The sequence below is a fragment of the Marinobacter sp. genome, assembly GCF_052094685.1.
Classification (GTDB): Bacteria; Pseudomonadota; Gammaproteobacteria; order Pseudomonadales; family Oleiphilaceae; genus Marinobacter.
Genome location: NZ_JBQDKB010000017.1, coordinates 1 through 25,465 on the forward strand (window position 1 = coordinate 1; position 25,465 = coordinate 25,465).

Consider the following 25,465-nt stretch of genomic DNA (forward strand, 5'->3'; position numbering starts at 1 on the left):
CCCGATTATCTCATGTCGATACTGCTTGGTTAAGTCCGACAGGCTGCTAGGCACTTTGGAAACCGCAGATCGAGATATTTTACTGCGCTTTACCGACCAGCGGCGCAGTTTGCAAGAGCTTGCAGATGTAGTGGTTGTATCGAGCAGTCGCGGAGGCGAGCTCACCCTAGGCCAGATAGCAACGTTGCGGGAAACCGGGGAGCGCCCCGAGGCAAAAATTTACTTCAATAACCAGCGCGCGATTGTGCTGGAACTCAGTAAAACACTCCGTGATGATTCGTTGAATGTGCTCGATGAACTCACAGCGCTGATGGACGCTGAGCGCCAACGTATAGACGGGGCATTACAGCTAACCCTCACGCAGAATATGACCAGTATTGTTCGCGATCGGCTGGAAATGCTCGTGAGTAATGGCCTTGCGGGGCTGGCCTTACTTATCGTGGTAATGGGTTTGTTCTTCCGCCCACGCCTTGCGCTTTGGGCCGTGCTTGGTTTGCCCGTTGCATTTATGGGTGCGTTTTTTGTGATGAGTCTAACTGGTTTGTCGCTGAACATGATCACCTTGGTAGCGCTGTTAATGGCGATCGGCATTGTGATGGATGACGCAGTCGTCATTGCCGATAACATTGCCGTTCAGGCACAGAAGGGCGCTACGCCCTTGAACGCGGTGGTAGACGGCACGCTACAAGTGTTGCCGGGAGTCGTGTCCTCGTTTCTGACAACCGTTTGGGTGTTCGCTCCTCTGGCATTTCTTGCCGGTGAGCTGGGTGCCGTGCTTGAAGTATTGCCAGTGGTGTTGATTGCCGCGTTGTTCGCCAGTCTTATTGAAGCCCTTTGGATTCTCCCACATCATTTAAAAGGCACAGTGACATCACTGCGAGCGGATACCCGATCTCGGTTCCGAGAAGCCTTTGACCGGCGCTTTGATGTGTTTCAAGAGCATGTTGGCCGTTTGGCAGATAGAGCGGTGAGCTGGCGCTATGCCGTATTGGGTGCTGTGCTACTTATACTTCTGGGTACTGCGGGCTTTATGGCAGGTGGCCATGTAAGTACAGAAGCCATGCCAGATCTTGATGGTGATACTTTGGAAGCCCGGCTTTTAATGCCCCAAGGCACGCCACTGGCTCGCACCGAGCAGGCTGCCAAACAAATTTCCAATGCAATGTTGCGTCTCGATGAGGCACTCACGCCAGAGCAACCTAGCGAGGAAGCCTTGGTCAAATCCATACAGGTTCGCTTCAACTATAACCCAAGTGCACAGGAGGCTGGCGCCCACGTAGCGACGGTAATGGTGGATCTGTTGAGTGCCGAGCGTCGGACTCTAACACTGGATGAGCTAACGGTTGCCTGGCGTGACCAGATTGGTGAAATCCCCGGGCTTGCGAGCCTGATTATTCAAGAACCGGGTTTTGGCCCCGCTGGGATACCTATTGAAGTGCGCCTGCAGGGGTTTAATCTAGATGAACTCAAAGCAGCGGCCTTGGAAACAAGCCATTATCTGAACGGCTATGGTGCCGTTTACAATATCATCGACGATTTACGCCCCGGTAAACCGCAACGAACCTTCACCTTGAAGGAAGGTGCCGTGACCACTGGGTTAACGGCAGAGATGGTCGCCTCGCAACTACGTGCGGCTTTCCTTGGGGAAATCGTCGATACGCAGCGTATTGGCCTGCACGATATAGACATACTGGTCCGCCAGAACCTCAGCGACAGATCTAGCCTGGATAATCTTGCCGATCAAACCATTTTACTGCCCAGCGGGGCGCAGGTTCCGTTGGAAGTTGTGGTCGATATACACGAACGGCGTGGCTGGGCCATGATCACCCGCGTTGACGGCCAGCGAACGGTTACAGTTCAGGCGAACGTAAATGCGGGGAAGGCGAGCGCCCAGTCGGTTGTTAATGATATGCGCAGTAAATGGCTGACTGAATTCGAGCAACGCCACCCGAACGTTGCTGTTGCATTTGAAGGGCAGGTGGCCCGCTCGGCAGAAACTGGCGGCTCTATAGCACGCGGCTTGATGATCGGTTTGTTGGGCATATTTGTGATTTTGTCTTTTCAGTTCCGCAGTTACGCGGAGCCATTTATTGTTATGTTAGCGATTCCTTTGGCTTTTGTAGGTGCGCTGTGGGGGCATGTTCTGTTGGGTTGGTACATCTCGATGCCATCCATGATCGGCGCAGCGTCTCTTGCTGGGATTGTGGTTAACGATTCCATCCTGCTTGTGCAGTTTATAAAGGAGTATCGCCGAAAGGGTATGAGTGCGATTGTTGCGGCAGGGCAGGCTAGTCGCGACAGGCTTCGCGCCATCCTTATTACCTCGACCACCACGATCGCCGGGTTACTGCCGTTATTGGCCGAAACCAGTGTGCAATCTGCAGCCATCAAACCTTTGGTGATTTCCGTGGTATTTGGCCTGTTAGCCACAACCGTGCTGGTGCTCGTGATGATTCCGGCTGTTTATGTGTTGTTTGACGACTGGGGCTGGACTCGCGATGAGACCGCCGAGGCCGAATAGTCACCTGATGCGGGTAGCAATCGGTGTATGATTTGTTTATGAGAGAACACCATGGATAAGACCAGACAAAAGAACCTTCCTGCCGAGGAGCGCCGCAACGTAACTGTGGAGGCCGTGATTGATCTTGCCGCCTCCACAAACCCCGGCGATATAACAACGGCAGCCATCGCCAAACACATGAAGCTGACCCAGGGCGCGTTGTTCCGGCACTTCCCGAACAAAGAGGCTATCTGGCAAGCGGTGATGAAGTGGGTTGCCGAACGGCTTATGGCACGAATCGACAAGGCCGCCGAGGGTGTCGAATCTCCTCTTGAGGCAATGCAGGCTATGTTTATGGCCCATATTGCCTTTGTCTCTCAGCACCCTGGGGCGCCCCGTATGCTGTTTGGCGAACTTCAAGGCGCCAAAGTGACGCCTGCAAAGCGGCTTGCGCACGCACTTCTCAAGCAATATGCAGAGCGCTTGAATACGCTACTTGAAACGGCCAAGTTGCGAAATGAACTGTCTGCTGAGTTGGACAGCCAAGCTGCCGTCACGCTTTTTATTGGCACCATTCAGGGCCTAATTATGCAGTCGCTGATTTCTGGTGACATGGAGCAGATGGTTCGGGATGCGCCTCGTGTGTTTGCTATTTATCGCCGTGGTATTGCCGCTTCTGGTTAAGCCCGTTGCGTTTGGTAATAAAAGCGAATGATGGTATTTTCATCGCCTTTTACAGCCTCGTCAGCAGAATACCTACACCGAAGCCTTCACGCAGAGCGGTCACAATGCCGGATATAGAACACAGCGACGAATACTGGATGGCTCGTGCGCTAGAGCTGGCGGCCCAGGGCGCTTCAATAGGTGAGGTTCCTGTCGGTGCGGTTGTAGTTCGTGATGGCAAAGAGCTGGGTGCGGGCTTTAACACGCCAATTACCGGATGTGATCCGACAGCCCATGCCGAGATAAATGCGCTGCGCGATGCGTCTGCTAAAGTAGAGAACTACCGCCTGAGTGGAGCCACTCTTTACGTTACCTTGGAACCCTGCACCATGTGCGTAGGCGCCATTGTTCATTCTCGTATTAGCCGGCTTGTTTACGGCGCCTGCGAACCGAAAGCAGGTGCGGTAGAATCAGCACGGCGAACGTTGGATGAGCCCCACCTGAACTGGCAGGTTGAGGCAGTGGATGGCATTCTGCAGGATGACTGTAGCCAGATAATCAGCGATTTTTTCAGCCGCCGGCGGGCCGAAATCCGGCAGCGGCGCAAACAGGATTCAGGGAAGGAGTAGGTCTGCATGAAAGTACTCGTTACCGGCGGTGCCGGATACATCGGAAGTCATGTGGTGCGCCAACTGGCTGAGGCCGGCCACGATATTGTGGTGTTTGACAACCTTTCCACGGGGTACCGCTGGGCAGTGACTGCGGGTGAGCTGGTGGTAGGCGATCTGGCGAACGAGGAAGACATCGATCAGGTCTTCTCTATATATGATTTTGAAGCGGTTCTGCACTTTGCGGCCAATATTGTGGTTCCAGAGTCCGTTACCAACCCGCTTAAGTACTACAGCAATAACACTCGCAACACTCTGAATCTGCTTAAAGCTGTCGATAAGTACAAAGTGCCGTACATGGTATTTTCTTCTACCGCAGCGGTTTATGGCACGCCCGAGCAAACGGTTCTTACGGAAGATCTGCCGCTTGCGCCGATTAATCCCTACGGCGCATCCAAGATGATGAGCGAGCGGATGATCATGGATCTCGCAGCCGCTTCTGACCTGAATTACGTTGTGCTGCGCTACTTTAACGTGGCGGGTGCTAACCCGGAAGGCTTGCTCGGCCAGGCAACCCCCGAAGCGACCCACCTTATCAAGGTAGCCTGTGAATGTGTGACCGGGCAGCGTGACGGTATGAGCATTTTTGGTACGGATTACGATACCAGCGACGGTACCTGTGTTCGTGATTATATTCATGTGGAAGACCTTGCCAGTGCCCATGTCATGGCGCTCAATTACATGGCCGGCGGTGGTGAATCAAAGGTCATGAATTGTGGTTATGGCCGCGGGTTTACCGTGCGGGAAGTGATAGACATGGTACGCAAGCAGTCTGGCGTTGATTTCCCGGCCGCTGAAGCTGGCCGCCGTGCCGGTGACCCTGGCGCGTTAATGGCAGACAATACACTGATTAAAAAGACCCTGGGCTGGCAGCCTGTCTACGACGATCTGGAAACGATTGTTGGCACTGCGTTGGCCTGGGAGGCAATCTGGCAGAAGAAAAAAACTGCGGTTAGCCAGTAAAAATCTTTTTTAAATATCATAAATATCGGGATTTGAAGGATGAAGATAACGATTTTTGGTACCGGTTATGTCGGGCTGGTTACAGGGGCCTGTTTGGCTGATGTTGGTCATAACGTACTTTGCATGGACGTTGATCAGGCAAAGATCGACAAGCTGAAAAATGGCCAAATCCCCATTTATGAGCCTGGGCTCGATAACATCGTAAAGCACACGGTGGAAGCCGGGCGCCTGGCGTTCACAACCGATGTGCGCGAAGCCGTGCAGCACGGCACGCTCCAGTTTATCGCTGTAGGCACGCCGCCGGATGAAGACGGTTCAGCTGACTTGCAGTATGTAACGGCTGTAGCCAAGTCCATCGGGCAACACATGGATGACTATAAAGTCATTGTGGACAAATCCACAGTGCCAGTTGGCACCGGTGATAAGGTCAAAGCAGCCGTTCTTGCGCAGCTCGATAGCCGTGGTCTGGAGCTTGAGTTTGATGTGGTCTCCAACCCGGAGTTCCTGAAGGAAGGCGCGGCGATTAACGACTTCATGAAGCCGGATCGCATTATTATCGGCACCGACAGTGATAGAGCCTCGGATGTACTTCGGGAAGTGTACTACCCGTTCAACCGCAGCCATGATCGCATGATCTTTATGGATATCCGGTCTGCGGAGCTAACCAAGTACGCAGCCAACTCCTTGCTGGCCACTAAAATCAGCTTCATGAACGAGATTGCGAACTTGGCTGAGCGCTTGGGTGCGGATATCGAAGCGGTTCGTCGTGGTATCGGCTCGGACCCACGCATCGGTTATCACTTTATCTATCCTGGTTGTGGATACGGTGGCTCTTGCTTCCCTAAAGATGTGCAGGCGCTGGCACGTACGGCGAGCGATTTTGGCTATGATGCGCGCATACTCAATGCTGTAGAGGCGGTTAACTACGCTCAGAAACATGTGCTTTTCGACAAGATTAGCCACTATTTTGGTGGTGATCTGCAGGGTAAAGTGGTGGCGATCTGGGGGTTGGCGTTCAAGCCAAATACAGACGACATGCGCGAAGCTTCAGCCCGTACGCTGATGGAGAAGCTCTGGAAGGCCGGCGCGAAAGTGCAAGCGTTTGATCCGGAGGCCATGGAAGAGACCCAGCGTATATACGGCGATCATGAAGGTTTAGCGCTGTGCGGAACCAAGGAGCAAGCGTTACGGGGTGCCGATGTATTGACGATCTGCACCGAGTGGAAAGAGTTCCGTTCGCCAGATTTTTCAGCCATTGCATCAGCCTTGAACGAGCCAGTTGTGTTCGATGGTCGTAACCTCTACGACCCGGAAGTATTGGCCCGTCACGATCTGATTTACTACGCTATTGGTCGCGGCCGTAACCAGTTTCAATCGTAAGGGCGCAGAGATGACTCAGAGCCAGGATCAGAACTACCAGCTTCACGAACGGCTGGCGGCGGATACCATCAGTCTTGGTCGGAGCAGTTTATGTGAAGTTCGGCTGATGAATGATCAGACCTGGCCCTGGGTATTGCTGGTACCAGCATTTGCGGGTATTCGCGAAATTTACGAGTTAAACGCGGAACAGCAACAAGTGCTGATGCAGGAATCCTCGGCGCTCAGCCGTGGCATGATGGACGCGTTCGGTGGCGACAAAATGAATGTCGCGGCACTTGGGAACATGGTTCCCCAGCTGCATTTGCATCACATTGTCCGCTTTGAAGGTGACCCTGCCTGGCCCGGCCCTGTGTGGGGGAAGCAGTCACCGGTTCCTTATGACGACGACCGGCTTGCAAAAGCCAAGCGGTCTCTTGCGCCTGTGTTGGCTGAGCTAGGCGTTGCCTGAGTGTTAACTGGTTACCTCTAATTAACGGGTTGATGCATGCTTGGCTAGCCGTTGAGAACCAATCAAAATCATCCTGAGCTCGGTTTTAAGCTTGGCTTTCAGCTCTTCCCGCTCTTTTGGCGTTCCATCCAAAGCATCCGCCCCTTGGTTGAATACCAGTGTAACCATGGCTTCGGCAACCAGCCTGGCTTCAGATAACGGTTTGCGCTGTTCATCCGCAAGGCGCCGCAAATCGTCAGCAAGCTCCGTCACGAAGTGATCAATCTCAGCTTTAATGGCCGTTCGGAATGGTTTTGAGCCACCGGTGCGTTCCCGAAGCATTAGCCGGAACAGGTTGGCATTATTGCCAAGATACTCCATAAAGGTTTCTACAGAGGTAGAGATAGCACTGCCATCCCGGGCAATTCGCTTGCGCGCCTGACGCATAAGCTGCCGTAAAGCTACGCCGCCTTCGTCGACCAGTACCAGCCCCAATTCATCAAGATCTGCAAAGTGGCGATAGAAAGAGGTTGGCGCAATTCCGGCTTCCCGCGCCACTTCCCGCAGGCTTAGGCTCCCGAAACCGCGATCCGCGCTCAACTGGGCGAGGGCAGAATCCATTAGGGCGCGCCGGGTGAGAAGTTTCTGTTCGGCTCTTGTTGACAAGATTGCGGCTCCAGTAATACATGAACGCTGCATTCTAGCGATCTGCCTTCCGGTAGTCACCCGAACCCTTTTATTCTGGGGCAAACACGCCTGATTTCCGGCGCCAAACTGTTTATAATGGTGCGCCTTTACAGTATGGTTCCTGCTTATTTGGCGGGCCAAGATCGAATTTAGGGCAAGCGGGCGTATAGAGCCTACCGAAACCGTGCGGAGCCATGGATGGCGGAGCCGAGCGTACATGGACGTATTTACAGCGTGTTTCGGTAGGCTCTATACGCCCGATTGCTTGCCAGATTTATCAGACAATCACGTAAACATTAGACACTACGGGAACCGGTATGCGCAGTCATTATTGCGGTGGGATCAACGAATCTCACATTGATCAGGAAGTTACACTCTGCGGATGGGTACACCGCCGCCGTGACCATGGTGGGGTTATCTTCCTGGATCTGCGAGACCGGGATGGCATTTCCCAAGTTGTGATCGATCCGGATACCCCTGAAAGCTTTGCGCTGGCAGAAAAAGTGCGCAGCGAATTTGTGGTGAAGGTAACAGGCCTTGTGCGTCGTCGACCTGCTGGCACTGAGAACAGCAACATGCCTACGGGCCAGGTTGAGATGCTGGGTAAAGAAGTGACCATTCTGAACGCCGCAGCCACGCCTCCCTTCCCGCTGGATGAGCACGTAGATGTAGGTGAGGACGTTCGCCTGCGTTACCGCTTCATCGACCTGCGCCGCCCAGAAATGCTGAACCGGCTAAGGTTCCGTTCACGGGTAACCAGTTATATCCGTAACTACCTGGACAGCAACGGCTTTATGGATGTGGAAACACCCATCTTGACTCGTGCCACGCCTGAAGGTGCCCGTGACTATCTGGTGCCAAGCCGTACTCATGAAGGGTCGTTCTTCGCGCTTCCGCAGTCGCCCCAGCTGTTTAAACAAATGCTGATGGTGTCTGGTGTCGATCGCTATTACCAGATCGCAAAGTGCTTCCGTGACGAGGATCTGCGTGCAGATCGTCAACCTGAGTTTACCCAGGTGGATATCGAAGCGTCGTTCGTTGACGAAGAAGACCTGATGAACCTGAACGAGGGCATGATTCGCGCTTTGTTCAAAGACGTTATGGATGTCGAGTTGCCGACATTCCCGCGTATGTCGCACGCCGAAGCCATGGATCGTTTCGGAAGCGATAAGCCAGACTTGCGTATCCCGCTTGAGCTTCAAGATGTGGGTGACCTGGTCGCCGGCGTCGATTTCAAAGTATTTGCCGGCCCAGCCAAGGATCCGAAGGGGCGTGTTGCTGCTCTGCGCGTACCAAAAGGCGGAGAGCTGAGCCGCAAGAAAATCGATGAATACACCAAGTTTGTTGGTATTTACGGTGCGAAAGGTCTGGCCTATATCAAGGTGAACGATTTGGCCAAGGGCGTGGCAGGCCTGCAGTCGCCAATCGTGAAGTTCCTTGGCGATGATGTTGCCATGGCCGTTATCGAACGCACGGGAGCCGAGGACGGCGATATTGTGTTCTTTGGCGCCGACAAGACCACAGTTGTAAATGAAGCTCTTGGCGCTCTGCGCATCCGCGTTGGCCATGATCTGAATTTGCTGACTTCGGAATGGGCGCCCATGTGGGTTGTGGACTTCCCAATGTTCGAAGAACTGCCTGATGGCGGGTTTACCGCCATTCACCACCCGTTCACCGCGCCTAGCTGCAGCCCGGAAGAGCTGGCGTCGAACCCGGCAACGGCTTTGTCCCGCGCCTACGATATGGTTCTTAACGGCACCGAGCTGGGTGGTGGTTCTATTCGTATCCACAACCAGCAAATGCAGCAGGAAGTGCTCCGCATTTTGGGCATTGGCGAGGAAGAGGCTCGCGCCAAATTCGGCTTCCTGCTTGATGCTCTCAAGTACGGTTGCCCGCCACATGGTGGCCTGGCTTTGGGCTTGGATCGTCTCATTATGCTGCTTACTGGCGCCAGCTCCATTCGTGATGTGATCGCCTTCCCGAAAACCCAGAGCGCAACCTGCTTGATGACTCAGGCACCGGGTGAAGTGGACGAGAAGCAACTGCGTGAGCTGAACATTCGCCTACGTAAAAAGCCGGCAAAAGCGGCTGACGATCAGGCTTCAGAAGCCGAAGAAAAGTAAGCAGGCACTGATGTGGCGATTATTCTAGGTGTCGACCCCGGCTCAAGAATCACCGGTTACGGGATTATCCGTGCCGAAGGCCGGCACATAGAATATATCGACAGCGGTTGTATCCGCATGGGTGAAAAGCCCATGCCGGAGCGCCTGAAAATCATCTTTCAAAGCCTGGTGAGTTTGATCGATGAATATCGGCCACAGGAGTTTGCTATTGAGCAGGTGTTCATGGCCCGCAACCCAGATTCCGCGCTCAAGCTTGGTCAGGCCCGTGGTGCTGCTATAGTAGGTGCCGCCACCAGCGGGTTAGCTGTGCACGAATACTCTGCACGGCAGGTTAAACAGGCAGTGGTGGGCAAGGGCGGAGCTGAAAAATCTCAGGTACAGCACATGGTTCAGGTGTTGCTGTCACTTTCCCGCAAACCCCAGGAAGATGCCGCCGACGCTTTGGCCATCGCCCTGTGCCATGCGCACATGAATCAAAGCATTTTGAAAGTTGCAGGCGCTGCGGGTAAAGCGCGCAGCGGGCGTGTGCGACAACAATAAACTGCTCTGAGGAGCGACAGGAGGCTTTCCTTGATAGGTCGTATCCGAGGTATTCTGGTCGAAAAGTCACCCGGGCAGGCGCTAGTTGAGTGCAGTGGCCTGGGTTACGAAGTTGATATCCCTTACACCACCTTCTTTAACCTGCCAGAAACCGGCCAGGAAGTTACCCTTCATACACATTTTGCGGTTCGCGAAGACGCTCAAAGCCTGTTTGGTTTTGCCTCAGGGCTTGATCGGAACCTATTCCGGTTGCTGATCAAGGTGAACGGCGTGGGCCCAAAAATGGCCATCGGCATATTGTCTGGCCTGGATGCACAGCAGTTTATTCGCTGTGTTGAAGCGCGTGATATCAATTCTCTAGTGAAGCTTCCCGGTGTTGGTAAAAAAACGGCAGAGCGCCTGTTGATTGAGATGGCAGACCGCATCAAACAGCTGGAAGGCCAGTTTATATCTGGGTCGGCGCACACGCAGGGCTCGGCAGCAGACGTGCCCGCGCCTTCAGTTACTTCACACAATCCGGCCGACGAAGCGGAGGCTGCGCTCATTGCTCTTGGGTATAAGCCTCAAGAGGCCGCGCGGGCGATTTCCAGGGTGGCGGAAGAGGGTATGTCCAGCGAAGCCCTGATTCGTCTGGCCTTGCGCAACATGATTCCTGCTTGATGACGTGACTTTAATATGTCGCTTGTATAGCACCAAACCTGTAGAGAGCGTAACGTGACACGCACAGGGCTGTTTGTACAATTGGGTCACTTTTGGTTTCAAGTGGCAGTCTATTGATTCCCGATAAGCGGATGAGTAAATGATTGAGTCGGATCGACTGATTTCAGCCCGGACCGGTGACAACGAAGAGGTTCAGGATCGCGCTATCCGGCCCACGTTGCTTTCGGAGTATGTGGGGCAGCCCGTTGTACGGGAGCAGATGGACATCTTTATGTCGGCGGCTCGTGGGCGCCGAGAAGCTCTGGATCATGTGCTGATTTTTGGGCCGCCAGGATTGGGTAAAACCACACTTGCCAACATTGTTGCCAATGAAATGGGGGTGGCGATAAAAACCACTTCCGGGCCGGTTCTTGAAAAAGCCGGCGATTTGGCAGCCATGCTTACCAACCTTGAAGAGGGCGATGTTCTCTTTATTGACGAGATACACCGCCTTAGCGCCGTGGTAGAAGAAATATTGTATCCAGCGATGGAAGACTATCAGTTGGATATTATGATCGGCGAGGGGCCTGCAGCGCGTTCCATCAAGCTGGATTTGCCACCATTTACTCTCGTTGGCGCAACCACTCGCGCGGGTTTATTAACGTCGCCCCTGCGGGATCGTTTCGGCATTGTGCAGCGCCTGGAGTTTTATAATACGGCGGATCTTACGCACATTATTATGCGTTCTGCGCGCTTGTCAGGCGTTGATGTTGATGAAGAAGGCGCCTACGAGATAGCTCGCCGCTCCCGGGGAACACCCCGAATAGCCAATCGGCTGTTACGGCGGGTGAGGGATTATGCGGAAGTGCGGGCGAACGGCCATATAGATGCAGGAATTGCAGACCAGGCTCTGAACATGCTGAAAGTTGATGGCCAAGGTTTTGATCATATGGATCGGCGGTTACTGCTGGCGATGATTGAAAAATTCGATGGTGGGCCAGTAGGCGTTGAAAGCCTTGCCGCCGCGATCAGTGAAGAGCGGGGTACGATAGAGGATGTGCTTGAGCCTTTTTTGATTCAACAGGGTTACATAATGCGTACGCCCCGTGGTCGTATGGTGACATCCCATGCGTATCAGCACTTCGGTATTGTGAGGGAAAATCGGGATTCTGCGGGAGGCTCTTTTGAGTGACCGCGTGGCTCCGGCCGTGTTTGCATGGCCAGTGCGAGTCTACATTGAAGATACAGATGCCGGCGGCATTGTCTTTCATGCCCGCTACCTCCATTACATGGAGCGCGCTCGCACAGAGTGGGTGCGTAGCTGCGGAATAGGGCTCAGGGCGGGAATGGCGGACAACATAAGTTATGTTGTACAGCGACTTTCGATTCACTATGCCACGCCTGCTGTGCTTGATGATGAGCTTACCGTAACCGCAGAGCCAGTGGCCTTTGGTCGAGTTTGGATGAAGTTTCGCCAGCGGGTTGTGCGGGTACGGGATGGAAAACCGTTGTGCGAAGCGGAAGTAAGAGTTGCCTGCATAGCCCTCGACAACGGGCGACCAAGGCGTTTGCCAGAAAATATGCGAGAGCTGCTCGAACAGAATAAGCAGCATTTTGAAACAAAACACGAGCTAAGCCAGGAGTAAGCGGTGGATTCGGAACTGTCAGTCTGGAGTCTGGTTTCTAATGCCGGTGTGTTGGTGCAACTGGTTATGTTGCTACTTGCCGCCGCATCGATAATGTCATGGGCGTTTATTTTTCAGCGCTTTCAGGTTTTTCGCAAGGCCCGCCAAGCGCAGCTTGCGTTTGAAGAGCGCTTCTGGTCCGGCATGGATTTGGGGCAGCTCTATCGCGAAGTGAGCGCCGAGCCAACGCCTTTCTCTGGGATGGAGTCGTTATTTCGCGCCGGATTCAAAGAGTTTTCGCGGTTGCGTCAGCAAAGCCGCGACGCAGATGCTGTCATGGAAGGAACTCAGCGAGCCATGCGAGTTGCGTTTTCCCGTGAGCAGGAGCGCTTTGAAACTCATTTGCCGTTTCTTGCGACGGTTGGTTCTACCAGTCCCTATGTTGGTCTGTTCGGCACGGTTTGGGGGATTATGAACTCATTTCGCGGTTTGGCACAGGTTCAGCAGGCTACGCTGGCCACTGTGGCGCCAGGTATCTCGGAAGCACTTATTGCGACCGCCATGGGCCTGTTTGCCGCGATTCCCGCAGTTATTGCTTATAACCGGTTTTCTACCAAGTCGGATGCGCTTCTGAAAAATTACGAAACCTTTGCGGAAGAGTTTTCCAGCATTCTGCATCGCCGTGTTCACAGTGCTGATAAGGGCGCAGCCTAATGACGTTTACCGTTAGCAGCCGGAGCACAGTGCTATGAAAGGTATGGGGATGATGCCCGAAAATCGGCGCAAGCCGATGGCGGAGATTAACGTCGTTCCGTATATCGACGTAATGCTGGTGCTGTTGATTATTTTTATGGTCACGGCACCCATGCTCACTCAAGGCGTTAAAGTTGATTTGCCAGAGACTTCATCTGACCCGATTCAGGCAGACAAAGATGTAGAATCCATTGTCGTGTCGGTAGATTCCAACGGAGCCTATTATGTCGAGGTTGGTGATAAGGGTAGTGATCCTATGTCTCTTGCGGAAGTTCGTGAGCAGGTAGCCAAAATCCTGTCTCAAAGGACATCCGGCGACATACTTGTGCGTGGCGACGAAAATGTGGAATACGGCACAGTGGTGCGTTTGATGGCAGCTCTTCAGGGTGCGGGGGCGACCAGCGTTGGTCTGATTACCGATACGCTCCCGGACGAAACGTGAGATCAGGGCGGGCGGAATTGTTGTGACAGGTCACGAACGGGAATTTACCAGTACCGGAACGCCGGCTTGGAAGTCGCCAGTCGCGCTTTCAATTGCTTTGCACCTGCTTATTGCCGGTGTTGGCCTAGTAGGTTGGTCATGGTCTTCACCTATCCATGAGCCACCTCCCAACAGCGTTTCTGCTCGCCTTATTACCCAGCAGAAGCCTGAGCCCAGCCCGGTTGTTGAGCCTGTAGATCAACCGGATCGAGAGCAAGAACAGAAAGAGCTTGAGAAACAGAAGCAGGCGGAAGCGCAAAAGCGCCAGAAAGAGGAAGAAGCGCGCAAGGCCACAGAGCAGAAGAAGCGCGAAGACGCTAAACGAAAAGCTGACGAGCAAGAACGCAAGCGCAAGCAAGCTAAGGCTGAGGAGCGTAAGGTTCAAGAGGCGCGTGAAGCTGAAGCCGCGCGCCAGAAGGCCGAGGCTGAAGCCAAAGAACGTGAGCGCAATAAGGCAGAAGCTGAAGCTGAAAAACAGCGACAGCAAGCTGCCCAGAAAAAAGCTGAAGAGGAAAAGCGGCGCCAAGAAGAGCAACGTAAACGCGAAGAAGCCGAACGCAAGAAAAAGGAAGAGCAGGCTCGTAAGGAAGCCGAACGGAAGCGGCTAGAGTCTGAGCGCAGACTGCAGGAACAGCAGCTGGAGGCGCAGGCTGATCAGGCTAGAAAAGCCCGCGCGGAAGAAGCACAGCGCAGAAAACAGGCCGCGGCGGCCAAGGCCAACGAGGCACGGATGCTGTCGGAGAGTGAGAAATACCAAGCGATGATTCGTGAGAAGCTGAGCCAGGCTTGGTTTCCTCCGTCTTCTGCAACCGAAGAGATGACAGTACGTTTGCAGATTACGTTGCTACCAACCGGTGAGTTGGTCAGTGTGAAAGTGATGGCCAGTAGCGGAAACACAGCGTTTGATAACTCTGCATTGGGCGCGGTGAAGTCTTTAAATCGGTACCCGGTGCCGTCTGAACGGGACGCGTTTGAAGCCTATTTTCGCCAGTTCACGATTGAATTCAATCCTCGCAGATTGAGATAAGGAAGCGGGTAACGCCATGATACAGAAAGTTTCTTTCAGTCTATTAAAGACGTTTTATGCTGCGGTTGCTCTGATGCTTCTGGCAGCTACCACTGCTCAGGCTGAATTGCTGATCCGTGTTACCGAAGGCGCTGATTCTGCTATTCCATTGTCAGTGGTGCCGTTTTCAGAGAGTGGCAGCATGCCATCTGGAGACAAATTGAGTAGCATTGTTCAGGCCGATTTGGCAATGAGTGGCGAGTTTCGCCCCTTATCCCCTGAGAAGATGCTGAGCCTGCCATCAAAGCGTTCAGATATATATTTCCGGGATTGGCGAATGCTTGGGCAGCGGTACGTGCTGGTAGGCGAGCTAACCCGTAATGGTGACCGTGTGGAAGCTCGTTATGAGTTGTTTGATGTTAACCGTGAAGAACGGATTCTTGGCGAAACCGCTGCAGCGCCAGCTTCAAATATTCGGTCACTGGCCCACCACGTCAGCGACAAAGTATACGAAGCCATTACGGGCGTTCCTGGTGCCTTCTCCACTAAGCTTGCCTACGTGACGCTTGATAGGGCAAACGGAGAAGCCCGTTACCGGTTGCAGGTGAGTGATATAGACGGAAAACGCGCCAAAATCCGCCTTGAAAGCAAAGAGCCTATTATGTCACCGGCTTGGTCGCCAGATGGTAAAAAGCTGGCTTATGTGTCGTTTGAATCCGGCAAGCCAGCCATATTCGTGCACGAGCTCCGCACTGGTCAGCGTACAAAAGTCGCGGATTTTCGTGGACTGAACTCGGCGCCGACCTGGTCGGCCGACGGGCAGTCGCTGCTAATGACGTTATCGAAAGACGGTAACGCTGAGATCTACAAAATGAACCTTCAAACCCAGAAAGTGACAAAACTGACCAGTCACTGGGCGATTGATACTGAGGCAGCCTGGGATAGTTCTGGTGAAGGCGTGTTTTTCACCTCAGACCGTTCTGGTGGCCCACAAATTTATTACATGGCGCAGCCTGGCGCTGAGCCAAGGCGCATCACGTTTGGTAGCCGATACAATGCGCGCCCGCGCCCAGACAGCAAGGGCGAATATGTGTATTACGTGCATCAGCGAGATGGCGCGTTCCTGATTGCCCGTACCAACCTTAAAAACGATGAGGAAACGGTCCTTACTCGTACAGAATCCGATGAGTCCCCCAGCGTGTCGCCAAACGGTCGCATGTTGATTTATGCCACCAAACAAAGTGGTGAAAGCGTACTGACCGTCATCTCCTCAGACGGTGGCGCTGCGTACAGCCTACCCGCCTCGGAAGGTAACGTTCGCGATCCGGCCTGGGGGCCTATTGTTCGGTAGTGAGTGATTGCAAAAGCATTCACCGAAAAGGCAGAAATTGAAGTCAATCAACGGAAAGGAATGAACCATGAAGTTGTCAGCTCAAACCAAAGTAATTGCTCTTTTGTTCTCCGCAGGCCTTTTCGCCGGTTGTAGCACTACCGGTGAAAACATGGATGACGGCGGCTACGACTCCGATGTTGCACCCATTGATCAGGATCAAGGTTCTACCGTTTATGGTGGTGGCGATCAAGATGGCATTTCTTCGTCTTCAATGACTGAAGAAGAGCGCATGGAAGCTCAGCAGCAAGCTGAACAGGAAGCCCTGCGCGATATCACCACATTCTATTTTGATTTTGACACCTCCGAAATCAAGCCAGAAGCTCGCGATGTACTGATGGCTCACGCCCGCTATCTGACCAACAATCCTGGTCAAAACGTGCGTCTTGAAGGCCACGGTGATGAGCGCGGCTCCAAGGAATATAACTTGGCCATCGGTGAGCGTCGTGCTAATGCGGTTCAGCGCTTCCTGATCGTGAATGGCGCTTCACGGGGCCAAATGGAAACCGTAAGCTATGGTGAAGAGAAGCCGGCGGTTATGGGCTCGTCAGAGAGTTCTTGGGCACAGAATCGCCGTGTGGAACTCGTATTCGAGTAAACGCACATACAACATCAGGTTAACCCCATGAGAAAACAGCTCATGGCGGCAGTGATTTTCCCGCTTGCCCTTGGGCAGGCGGGAATAGCGCTGGCGCAATCATCTACGTCCGCACAGTCAGAGACTCAGCGTAAGGCCAATACCAGCCAGGCCACGTCAGAGCTCTTCTACATGATTCAGCAGCTTCAAGGCGAAGTCCGGCGGCTTCAGGGTGAGTCTGAAGAGCAGCAACACCTTATCAAGCGCCTGCAGAACCAGGGCAGAGACCGATATATCGATCTGGATCAGCGCATTCTCGATCTTTCAGAGAAGATGTCGGCCCAGCCTCAGGCCGCTGAGGCCTCGGGTGAGAAAGCTGGAAAGGATAAGGGTGCGGCTGAGATACGAGAGTATCGCCAGCCCGAGCCTGAAGAGCGCAAAACATACAGGGCTATTCAGGATCTTATTCATAAACAGAAAAAATACGACGAAGCCATTAGTCGGCTTTACGAGTTTATAGACAAGTACCCTGAAGGGGACTTAACGGTGAATGCCTATTACTGGTTAGGCGAGGTTTATCTTGTAAAACCTCAGCTTGAGCAGGCTCGTCAGGCGTTCTCTATTGTGGCGACCCGTTATGAGGATCACCGCAAGGCGCCGGATGCTGTCTACAAACTTGGCGTAACGCTGGATCGGCTGGATGAAAAAGCCGATGCTCGCCGCCAGATGGAACAGGTTGTTAATGACTATCCCGAAAGCGATGCTGCCCGGCTAGCCAAAAAATTCCTGGATTCTGGTCAGAGCTGAGAGCGGCGTTTTAGAAAAATTTTTAAAAACATGGCGCGAAAGGGTTGATCGTCGGGGAAAAATCATTACTATATGCGCCTCGCTTGGGTCGTTAGCTCAGTTGGTAGAGCAGTTGGCTTTTAACCAATTGGTCGATGGTTCGAATCCATCACGACCCACCATATCGATATTTCGGGGCAGTTTCTGAGCCGCCACGGAATCGATCAGGGTCTCCAGGCACTGGTCACAAGTTTTGGGTCGTTAGCTCAGTTGGTAGAGCAGTTGGCTTTTAACCAATTGGTCGATGGTTCGAATCCATCACGACCCACCATATTTGGCGATTTGAAGAGTTAAAGAGTCAAAGAGTTGAAGCTTAAAGGGGCTGCAGAAATGCAGTCCTTTTTTTTTACCTGTTAGTTTATCCATCGCCAAAGCGGATTTTGCGAGACACGGTATAGTCCGTACAGTGCTACCCGTGTTTGAAATGATATACTCGGGCGCAGAAAGTAACTGGCGGAAAATAGCTGCCGGCGGAAAGTAACTGAGAGTATCCGTACATGACTAAAGCTGAAGACCGAATCCTTGTTCAGGAACACCTGGCCCATGCAGCGGAGCCCAAACCGCTCAGCGCTGATGAGAAGACGCAGCTTGAATCCCGTATTAAGGCTGCGCTCAAGGAAAAGGACGCCGTGCTCGTGGCGCACTATTACGTGGATCCAGACATCCAGCGTCTTGCCGAGGAAAGCGGCGGCTGTGTGGCAGATTCGCTCGAAATGGCCCGCTTTGGGAATCAGCATTCCGCCTCAACCGTGGTTGTGGCCGGCGTTCGATTCATGGGTGAAACCGCCAAGATTCTGAACCCTGAAAAGCGTGTTTTGATGCCCACTTTGGAGGCAACCTGCTCGCTGGATGTCGGTTGTCCAGCCGATGAGTTTCAAGCCTTCTGTGATGAGCATAGCGATCGTACTGTTGTGGTCTATGCCAATACGTCAGCCGCTGTAAAGGCCCGCGCAGACTGGGTGGTAACGTCTAGCTGTGCGCAGGCCATCGTAGAGGATCTGGATACCCGAGGAGAGAAGGTTCTTTGGGCACCAGACAAGCACCTTGGCCATTACGTGCAGAAAACCACCGGCGCCGATATGCTGCTGTGGGATGGGTCATGCATCGTGCATGAAGAGTTTAAGCATCGCGGTTTAGAGGATCTCAAGGCTCTGTACCCGGATGCGGCTGTTTTGGTTCACCCGGAATCTCCAGATGCCGTGGTTGAAATGGCAGATGTGATTGGTTCTACCTCGCAGTTGATTCACGCGGTGCAGACCCTGCCAAACCAGCAGTTTATTGTTGCTACGGATAACGGTATTTTCTATAAGATGCAGCAGTTGGCGCCCAACAAGACGCTTATTGAGGCACCCACAGCGGGTAACGGTGCTACCTGTCGCAGTTGTGCACAGTGCCCGTGGATGGCCATGAACGGCTTGGAAAACTTACTTCACGTGATTGAAAACGGCGATCAGGAAGTGCTTGTGGATTCGGAAACCCGGGAGGCCGCGCTCAAACCCCTGCGGCGCATGCTGGATTTCACCGCAGGGATGAACTTGAAGGCCGCAGGCAACGCTTGAGGTTAGCTGTTCCTGCGTATTTGAAGGCGGCTGATGATTTCGTTCAGCCGCTCGCTTACCACTTGTCGCTGGGCTGAGCCTGCTGGCAACTTCTCCTGAGCCTGTCTCAGCTGCCTCTGGGCTGACTCCAGATCTCCCATGAGCGCGTCGTATTCCGCCCTTGCGCGATGAACACCTACTATGTTTCTGGCCATACCTTCGGCTTCAGCCAAGCGCAGCCATAAATACTCCTGCTGGGGCATTCTGCGCGCCAACTGCTTCAGGTACTCTGCAGCCTGGGTGCCATTACCGGCTACAATTTCTACATCTGCAAGAGTGGATGTAATAGGGTAGTTGCCGGGGTTTCGGCTAAGGGCATCTTTTAGAAGCGATCGTGCTTCATCCAGTTTTTTCTCCTGAATCCGGATCTCTGCCAGTGTGACCTGGAAGGTTATCCGCCCCGGGTTGCTGGCTAGTAATTCGTTGATGATGTCGGCCGATTTTTCAAACTGATTGTTACTCAAGTAGGCCGTTGCCAGGCCGTATCGGATTGCTTCATTGCTTTGGGCATCTGGTTTCTTAAGGTAGTTTTCGAAGGTGTCCACGGCAATTTCAGGTGAAGCGGCATAGTGCACTTGTAGGCGACTACGCATCAGATGATATTCTTGGGCGTCTTGGATCGTCTTCTCAGGATATTGCTCTGCACGGTTACGGGTATCGGCCACACGGTTCTGCGTCAGGGGGTGCGTTGAGAGGTACTCCGGCATGTTGTTTCCTTGTAGCCGGTTCTGCCGCATCATGATTTCAAACATTTCAGGCATGCCCCGCGGATCCAATCCGGCAGTTGCCAAAATATCGAGGCCCACCCGATCTGCCTCCTGCTCGTGTGACCGGCTATAGGCAAGCATGTTCTGTATCGCTAAGGCTTGGGTTCCGGCGATGGCGGCTATGCCTATATCGGATTGCGTCACCGCAGAAAGCACAATGCCAGCAATCATTCCGGCAATGGTCAGCGGAGCGCTGGTTTCCTGCTGCTCCAGCCTGCGGGCAAAATGTCGCTGACTTAAGTGGGCAAGCTCGTGGGCAAGCACAGATGCGAACTGTTGCTCAGTAGCTGCGTTGAGAAACAGTCCCCCGTTAACGCCGACAATGCCGCCGGGCACCGCAAACGCGTTGATGGCGGGGCTATCAATCAGTGCAAGGGTGAGGTTGCGGTTTTCCAGGGGGGCCGAGGGCACCAGCCGGTAGATAACGGAACTGAGATAGTCGTAGATCAGCGGATCTGTTATGCGCGGAGCAGAGCGACGGATCGAGACCATAACCTGCTGCCCAATATCGCTTTCCTGTTGCCCGGAAATAAGGCCGCCCCCGGTTCCGCCAATGTTTGGTAGTCGGGTTTCTTGTGCTGTTGAGGCTGGGCTCAATGCCAGCGAAAACGCCAAGGCTATGGCTATCGACAGCTTTCGGTAACAGCGAAACTCAGTAAGAACGTTAATCATGTAATGCTATGTGCTCCTGATTCGGACCGTTCCTGTTACCGCAAATTATGGTTGAAGTTCCGGTAGAAAATCCGGATCTGCGGATTAACAGGTATTGTGATGCAATACAGTATCACTGGGGGCATAATGCCGGCTTGCGAATTCCATGTCTTGTGATGGTGCATCTTTTTTATGGCTGATCGTACATTGGATACGTCTGGGCTTCGTTGCCCAATGCCTCTACTAAAAACAAAACTGGAGCTCAATGGCATGTCTCCCGGCGAAGAGCTTGAGGTGATTGCCACTGATGCGGGCTCTGCTCGCGATATCCCGGCCTTTTTGGCGTTGTCCCGCCACTGCTTGGTGAATTCCTCAGAAACTGATGGCCAGTACTGCTTTGTGATAAAGTGCGGCGGCTAATTTCCGGAGTCCTTGATGGTCAGAATTTTACGCGGTCTTGCGCACAAATACTTTTCAGACGACGAAGCTGTCATTCTATTTCTGATTCTGGTGATAGGCACAATTTTTGTGATCTGGTTCGGTGCCATGCTTGCACCGGCAATCGCCTCTCTCATCGTTGCCTTTATTTTGCAGGGGCTCGTTACCCGGCTTAACACTCTCGGCGTGCCCGAGGGCCTGGCAATACTCGGCGTATTCCTGATATTTCTCGGTGTGCTGGTGGGGTTCATCTTCGGTCTCTTGCCGTTGATTTGGACCCAAGTTAGCACCCTTGCCGGCGAGGCGCCTCGTATCATCGGCGAGCTGCAATCCTATCTTGAGCTACTGCCTGAAGAATACCCGCACATCATCTCAGCCCAGTCGGTTAGCAGCCTTTATGATCAGGTAAACACGGAAGTAGGGCACATGACCCAGTGGCTGGTGTCGTTCTCATTGTCTAGCATCCCCGATTTGGTTGCGCTGTTGATATACATGGTGCTTGTGCCGATTCTCGTGTTCTTTTTCCTGAAAGATCGGGAGGTTTTGCTTGGCGCTATTTCCAAGCTGCTACCGCCTCAACGCCCAATGATGCTGCGAATCTGGCATGAAGTGAACTTACAGTGTGCCAACTATGTGCGGGGGAAAGCTCTGGAAATTCTGATAGTTGGCGGCGCAACTTACATCGCGCTTAAACTCATGGGCGTACCTTATGCGGCACTGCTTTCACTTTTGGTTGGCCTGAGTGTGGTTATTCCCTACATTGGCGCTGCTGTGGTTACCATTCCGGTTGCAGTGATTGCACTGTTTGCTTTCGGCTGGGGCAGTCACTTCATTTGGGTAATGGTGATTTACGGAATCATTCAAGCCCTGGATGGCAACGTGCTGGTTCCTGTGCTTTTCTCAGAGGTGAACAATCTACACCCCGTTGTGATCATCATTTCGGTGCTATTCTTTGGCGGTATCTGGGGCTTGTGGGGCGTTTTCTTTGCCATTCCGTTGGCGACTATGCTGAAAGCGGTGTTCTCTGCTTGGCCGGTGAAGGGGCCTGCTCCTTCAACCGCTCCAGATAAGGTGTAATTTAATTTCCTTGTGTCGGTTCGTGCCCAACATTACCATATCCATTTTATTCGGACGGAGCTTTTATGATTACGGGTAGCCTTGTTGCACTGGTCACGCCCATGCATCCAAACGGTGACATTCACTGGGAGGATCTGGACAAGTTGGTGGACTTTCATCTGGAGAACGGTACAGACGGTATCGTTGCTGTGGGAACCACTGGCGAATCCGCAACGCTCGATCAGAAAGAGCACTGCACGGTAATTGGCCATATCATCAAACGTGTTAACGGGCGGATTCCTGTTATTGCTGGTAGTGGCGGTAACAGCACCCGTGAAGCCATTGAGTTGACCACCGAAGCCTACAAGCTTGGTGCAGATGCCTGTCTGCTGGTTGTGCCTTATTACAACAAGCCGACTCAGGAAGGCCTGTATCAGCACTACAAAACCATCGCAGAAGCCGTGCCGGGCCTGAGCCAAATGCTCTATAACGTGCCTGGGCGCACCGCCTGCGACATGCTAAACGAAACCGTTCTGCGCCTGGCCGATATTCCAAACATTGTTGCCATCAAGGATGCCACCGGCAATATTCCTCGGGGTGCAGAACTGATAGACGCGCTTGACGGTCGCCTGGCTGTCTATTCTGGTGACGATGCCACCGCAGCTGAGCTGATGCTGGCAGGCGCTCAAGGTAATGTGTCGGTTACCGCTAACGTGGCGCCAAAAGGTATGTCCGAGTTATGCGCCGCGGCCATTGCGGGCAACCGGGAAGAAACAGAGCGGTTGAATGAGCTTCTAATGCCTTTGAACCGCAAGTTATTCCTAGAGGCAAATCCTATCCCGGTTAAATGGGCGCTTCAGCGTATGGGCATGATGGGGAAAGGTATACGGCTTCCGCTGACACCGTTCAGCGAAAAATTCCACGCCGAACTTGAAGAAGCTATGAAAGCCTCGGGTGTGCTCTGAGTTTGCTGCCACCAACCCTGAAACACTCCCACACAGAGAGTAGGCCGATGCCGGTTCTTTCAAGAACCCGTAAGTTTGTTGCATTTCGACCCTTGGCTATCACATCCGGGCTATTGCTCGCTGTCGCGACGTCCGGTTGTAGCTTGATCGAAGATCGCTCCGAACGTTATGTGAACGAGAAGGAAGGTGACTCCCTAACGCTGCCAGAAACGGCGGATTCGTCCCGTTTTTCCCAGGTAATGCCGATTCGTTCGGTAAATTCGGCAGACGCCAGCCAGATGTATCCGTCCGATATTCCTCGGCCGCCGGATATGACCTCGGAAATTCTCGAAGAAAATTATGTGGTCGAGGAACTGGATGGTCGAGCCTGGTTACTGGTAAACGATGTGCCGGGGCGCATTTGGCCTGCCGTAACGGCTTACATGAACGAGCAGAACCTAGGTGTCGCACACGACAACCCGCAACTGGGCGTGCTGCAAAGTGAGTTGGCCAATTTCAGCATGCGCGCGCGTGAGCTTCTTGAACTTTCCAGTGAGCCCGCAGAAGCAACGACTGCCGAGCCTAAAACGGTGTTGCAGGTTCGCATAGCTCCTGGTGTTCGCCGTAAAACCACCGAAATCCAAGTTCGCAAGCTCACATCGGACACAACGGCGGAAGAAAGCGAGCCTTGGCCCAGTGAGCTGATCTCATGGCGCGGTATTTCTGAGCCTTCAATCGAGCAGCTCGGGTTGCAAAAACGCCTTCTTGCCGATCTTGGGGAGTTTTTGAAAGCCCGTGAAGAGAGCAAGTCATTCTCTCGTGCAGCGTCGGGTATGGTCGCCAAGCCTTTGGTTAAGCTTGTTAGTGAGAATGATAAAGTGCAAGCCATCCAAATGGATCTCGACTACGGCCGCTCGTGGGCCGAGGTTAACCGGTCGCTCATCGAATCGAACGTTGACGTAGTTGATCTCAACCGCAGCGAAGGCTGGCTCTTTGTCGATGCCCGCACTGCCGATGAGCGCGATCCCGGCTGGTTCAGTTGGTTCAGCGATAAAGAAAAGGCCCGCCATACTCACACGATCAATCTGGTTGAACGCGATGGCCAGGTGCGGGTGACCGCTGAAGAAGCCGAAGGTTACACCGGTGATAGGCGTGCTGAAGATCTGCTGACAAGGCTGTTCGATTACCTATACTGATTAAGAAAGGGCGCCCGCAATGCGGGCCTCTGTTTCGGAGACATATGATGGAAAAGCGCGAAGAACTATACGCTGGCAAAGCCAAATCCGTGTTCTGCACCGACGATCCGGAACGCTTTGTTCTTGTTTTTAGGGATGATACCTCGGCATTTGACGGCGAAAAGAAAGAGCAGCTCAACCGAAAAGGAATGGTGAATAACCGGTTCAATGGGTTCATCATGGAAAAGCTGGAAGCTGCGGGTGTGCCAACGCACTTTGAAGGTTTGCTATGTGCTACCGAATCACTCGTTAAAAAGCTGGATATGATTCCGGTAGAGTGTGTGGTGCGGAACGTGTCGGCTGGCAGCTTGTGCCGTCGCATAGGCGTGGAGGAGGGGCTGGAGCTCACCCCACCAACCTATGAGTTGTTTTTGAAAGACGACGCGCTGCACGACCCAATGGTTAATGAGTCTTTAGCGGTTACTTTCAATTGGGCGAGTGAAGACGAGCTTGCACGTATGAAAGAGCTGACCTACAAGGTAAACAGCGTACTGAAAAACCTGTTTGATGAAGCCGGAATGCTACTGGTGGATTACAAGCTGGAATTCGGGCGTAGCGGCGGAGAGATTGTTCTGGGCGATGAGTTCAGTCCAGACGGCTGCCGTATCTGGGATAAGGAAACCCGGAAAAAGATGGACAAGGATCGCTTTCGCCAAGGGCTGGGCGACGTTATCGAAACTTATGAAGAGGTTGGCCGCCGTCTTGGCATCAACTTCAACTGATCATTAGCGATAGATCCAAACAGACAAAATGATACAGGTGCATTATGCGTAAACTGACCCTTGCGGTAGGCAGTTCTTTGATTCTGGCCACCCCCTTTGCCCAGGCTGATATTGTTGGCTTGGGCGCTAGTGTGAGCTACTGGGATTCCGATTTGTCCGGCAACGTTGCCAATGGCGATAATGCGGTTGACGTGGATGATGAACTGCGACTGAAAGACGATGGCAACGCAAACGCCAGCATTTACCTGGAGCACCCGGTGCCCTTGCTGCCTAACGTGCGCCTGGCCTATACGCTGATTCAGCAAAGTGGTAACGGTGCGCTCGATAGTCAATATGATGGGGTGGATGCTGGCGATGTACGCTCAGAACTCGACTTGGAGCAACTTGACCTTACCCTGTATTACGAGATTTTAGATAACTGGGTAAACCTCGATTTGGGCCTCACAGTGCGTGATTTTTCAGGTGAGCTGCTCGTGCAGAACGCTGCTCAGTCCAGTGTGACTAAAGCGGATGCCATTTTACCACTAGGCTATGTCGCTGCCCGCTTTGACCTGCCATTGACCGGCGTATCCGTTGGCGCTGAAGGCAATTTCATTGCCTTTGATGGCGACTCCATGCGTGATTTTAACGTGTATGGCCAGTACAGCATTTCGTTACTTCAGTTGCGCGCAGGCTACCGCCAAATCGCCGTAGATTATGAAGACGGCAGCGACGTATTCGATGTTAAAATTGACGGGCCGTTTATCAGTGCAGGTGTTACGTTTTAAAGCACCGAACCTGTAAAGC

The 25,465-nt window shown here is 53.2% G+C and carries 26 protein-coding genes and 2 tRNA genes; 26 read left to right on the plus strand and 2 right to left on the minus strand.

Annotated features, from left to right (window positions below; translation table 11 throughout):
- From ACTH3S_RS05585 to ACTH3S_RS05610, 6 genes are all read left to right on the plus strand, one after another.
- Positions 1–2,521, plus strand: a 2,521-nt coding sequence (locus ACTH3S_RS05585) for an efflux RND transporter permease subunit (RefSeq protein ID WP_441808041.1), incomplete at its 5' end; no start/stop codon positions are given.
- A gap of 51 nt (positions 2,522–2,572) precedes the next feature.
- A complete protein-coding gene (locus ACTH3S_RS05590) occupies positions 2,573–3,184 on the plus strand; it encodes a TetR/AcrR family transcriptional regulator (RefSeq protein ID WP_441808042.1) in 612 nt (203 codons plus the stop codon).
- Between the two features lie 104 nt (positions 3,185–3,288).
- A complete protein-coding gene (gene tadA, locus ACTH3S_RS05595) occupies positions 3,289–3,792 on the plus strand; it encodes a tRNA adenosine(34) deaminase TadA (RefSeq protein WP_441808043.1) in 504 nt (167 codons plus the stop codon).
- Positions 3,793–3,798: 6 nt separating this feature from the next.
- A complete protein-coding gene (gene galE, locus ACTH3S_RS05600; protein ID WP_441808044.1) occupies positions 3,799–4,794 on the plus strand; it encodes a UDP-glucose 4-epimerase GalE in 996 nt (331 codons plus the stop codon).
- A gap of 39 nt (positions 4,795–4,833) precedes the next feature.
- On the plus strand, positions 4,834–6,174 hold the full coding sequence (locus tag ACTH3S_RS05605; RefSeq protein ID WP_441808045.1) for a UDP-glucose dehydrogenase family protein: 1,341 nt from the start codon (positions 4,834–4,836) through the stop codon (positions 6,172–6,174).
- 10 nt (positions 6,175–6,184) lie between these two features.
- Positions 6,185–6,622, plus strand: a complete 438-nt coding sequence (locus tag ACTH3S_RS05610; protein WP_441808046.1) for an HIT domain-containing protein — start codon at positions 6,185–6,187, stop codon at positions 6,620–6,622.
- 21 nt (positions 6,623–6,643) lie between these two features.
- Here ACTH3S_RS05610 and fabR read toward each other — a convergent pair whose 3' ends face one another.
- Complete coding sequence (gene fabR / locus ACTH3S_RS05615) at positions 6,644–7,267, minus strand: HTH-type transcriptional repressor FabR (protein WP_441808047.1); 624 nt, start codon at positions 7,265–7,267, stop codon at positions 6,644–6,646.
- Positions 7,268–7,605: 338 nt separating this feature from the next.
- On the opposite strand from fabR, the gene aspS reads away from it, so the two are divergent.
- From aspS to nadA, 14 genes are all read left to right on the plus strand, one after another.
- Positions 7,606–9,411: an aspartate--tRNA ligase gene (gene aspS / locus ACTH3S_RS05620; protein ID WP_441808048.1), complete on the plus strand. Its 1,806-nt coding sequence runs from the start codon at positions 7,606–7,608 to the stop codon at positions 9,409–9,411.
- Positions 9,412–9,423: 12 nt separating this feature from the next.
- A complete protein-coding gene (gene ruvC / locus ACTH3S_RS05625) occupies positions 9,424–9,951 on the plus strand; it encodes a crossover junction endodeoxyribonuclease RuvC (RefSeq protein WP_441808049.1) in 528 nt (175 codons plus the stop codon).
- Positions 9,952–9,981: 30 nt separating this feature from the next.
- The gene (ruvA, locus tag ACTH3S_RS05630) at positions 9,982–10,611 is read left to right on the plus strand and encodes a Holliday junction branch migration protein RuvA (protein ID WP_441808050.1); all 630 of its coding nucleotides are present in this window, start codon (positions 9,982–9,984) and stop codon (positions 10,609–10,611) included.
- Between the two features lie 139 nt (positions 10,612–10,750).
- On the plus strand, positions 10,751–11,782 hold the full coding sequence (gene ruvB / locus ACTH3S_RS05635; protein ID WP_441808051.1) for a Holliday junction branch migration DNA helicase RuvB: 1,032 nt from the start codon (positions 10,751–10,753) through the stop codon (positions 11,780–11,782).
- A complete protein-coding gene (ybgC, locus tag ACTH3S_RS05640; RefSeq protein ID WP_441808052.1) occupies positions 11,775–12,236 on the plus strand; it encodes a tol-pal system-associated acyl-CoA thioesterase in 462 nt (153 codons plus the stop codon). The genes ruvB and ybgC overlap by 8 nt, the downstream gene beginning before the upstream one ends.
- Positions 12,237–12,239: 3 nt before the next feature.
- Positions 12,240–12,929 (plus strand): protein TolQ, encoded by a 690-nt coding sequence (tolQ, locus tag ACTH3S_RS05645; RefSeq protein WP_441808053.1) that lies wholly within the window; start codon positions 12,240–12,242, stop codon positions 12,927–12,929.
- A gap of 34 nt (positions 12,930–12,963) precedes the next feature.
- Positions 12,964–13,410 (plus strand): protein TolR, encoded by a 447-nt coding sequence (gene tolR, locus ACTH3S_RS05650; RefSeq protein ID WP_441808054.1) that lies wholly within the window; start codon positions 12,964–12,966, stop codon positions 13,408–13,410.
- A 22-nt stretch (positions 13,411–13,432) separates the two neighbouring features.
- Positions 13,433–14,476, plus strand: a complete 1,044-nt coding sequence (gene tolA / locus ACTH3S_RS05655; protein ID WP_441808055.1) for a cell envelope integrity protein TolA — start codon at positions 13,433–13,435, stop codon at positions 14,474–14,476.
- A gap of 16 nt (positions 14,477–14,492) precedes the next feature.
- On the plus strand, positions 14,493–15,806 hold the full coding sequence (gene tolB / locus ACTH3S_RS05660; protein ID WP_441808056.1) for a Tol-Pal system beta propeller repeat protein TolB: 1,314 nt from the start codon (positions 14,493–14,495) through the stop codon (positions 15,804–15,806).
- Positions 15,807–15,873: 67 nt separating this feature from the next.
- On the plus strand, positions 15,874–16,443 hold the full coding sequence (gene pal / locus ACTH3S_RS05665) for a peptidoglycan-associated lipoprotein Pal (RefSeq protein ID WP_441808057.1): 570 nt from the start codon (positions 15,874–15,876) through the stop codon (positions 16,441–16,443).
- 27 nt (positions 16,444–16,470) lie between these two features.
- Positions 16,471–17,229 (plus strand): tol-pal system protein YbgF, encoded by a 759-nt coding sequence (gene ybgF, locus ACTH3S_RS05670; protein WP_441808058.1) that lies wholly within the window; start codon positions 16,471–16,473, stop codon positions 17,227–17,229.
- A gap of 85 nt (positions 17,230–17,314) precedes the next feature.
- A tRNA-Lys gene (locus tag ACTH3S_RS05675) sits at positions 17,315–17,390 on the plus strand.
- Between the two features lie 73 nt (positions 17,391–17,463).
- A tRNA-Lys gene (locus ACTH3S_RS05680) sits at positions 17,464–17,539 on the plus strand.
- Positions 17,540–17,765: 226 nt separating this feature from the next.
- Positions 17,766–18,827 carry a quinolinate synthase NadA gene (gene nadA / locus ACTH3S_RS05685; protein ID WP_441808059.1) on the plus strand — a complete coding sequence of 354 codons (1,062 nt, stop codon included), beginning with the start codon at positions 17,766–17,768 and terminating at the stop codon, positions 18,825–18,827.
- Between the two features lie 2 nt (positions 18,828–18,829).
- On the opposite strand, the gene ACTH3S_RS05690 is transcribed toward nadA, so the two are convergent.
- Complete coding sequence (locus ACTH3S_RS05690; RefSeq protein ID WP_441808060.1) at positions 18,830–20,305, minus strand: M48 family metalloprotease; 1,476 nt, start codon at positions 20,303–20,305, stop codon at positions 18,830–18,832.
- Between the two features lie 171 nt (positions 20,306–20,476).
- Between ACTH3S_RS05690 and ACTH3S_RS05695 the strand changes: the two genes are divergently transcribed.
- From ACTH3S_RS05695 to ACTH3S_RS05720, 6 genes are all read left to right on the plus strand, one after another.
- Positions 20,477–20,704, plus strand: coding sequence for a sulfurtransferase TusA family protein (locus ACTH3S_RS05695; protein WP_441808061.1), 228 nt, complete (start codon positions 20,477–20,479; stop codon positions 20,702–20,704).
- 15 nt (positions 20,705–20,719) lie between these two features.
- Positions 20,720–21,799 (plus strand): AI-2E family transporter, encoded by a 1,080-nt coding sequence (locus ACTH3S_RS05700; RefSeq protein WP_441808062.1) that lies wholly within the window; start codon positions 20,720–20,722, stop codon positions 21,797–21,799.
- Positions 21,800–21,864: 65 nt separating this feature from the next.
- Positions 21,865–22,743, plus strand: coding sequence for a 4-hydroxy-tetrahydrodipicolinate synthase (gene dapA, locus ACTH3S_RS05705; protein ID WP_441808063.1), 879 nt, complete (start codon positions 21,865–21,867; stop codon positions 22,741–22,743).
- A 47-nt stretch (positions 22,744–22,790) separates the two neighbouring features.
- Complete coding sequence (gene bamC, locus ACTH3S_RS05710; RefSeq protein ID WP_441808064.1) at positions 22,791–23,918, plus strand: outer membrane protein assembly factor BamC; 1,128 nt, start codon at positions 22,791–22,793, stop codon at positions 23,916–23,918.
- Between the two features lie 47 nt (positions 23,919–23,965).
- Positions 23,966–24,679 carry a phosphoribosylaminoimidazolesuccinocarboxamide synthase gene (gene purC / locus ACTH3S_RS05715; RefSeq protein WP_441808065.1) on the plus strand — a complete coding sequence of 238 codons (714 nt, stop codon included), beginning with the start codon at positions 23,966–23,968 and terminating at the stop codon, positions 24,677–24,679.
- A 44-nt stretch (positions 24,680–24,723) separates the two neighbouring features.
- The gene (locus ACTH3S_RS05720) at positions 24,724–25,446 is read left to right on the plus strand and encodes a TIGR04219 family outer membrane beta-barrel protein (RefSeq protein ID WP_441808066.1); all 723 of its coding nucleotides are present in this window, start codon (positions 24,724–24,726) and stop codon (positions 25,444–25,446) included.
- Positions 25,447–25,465 lie beyond the last annotated feature (19 nt).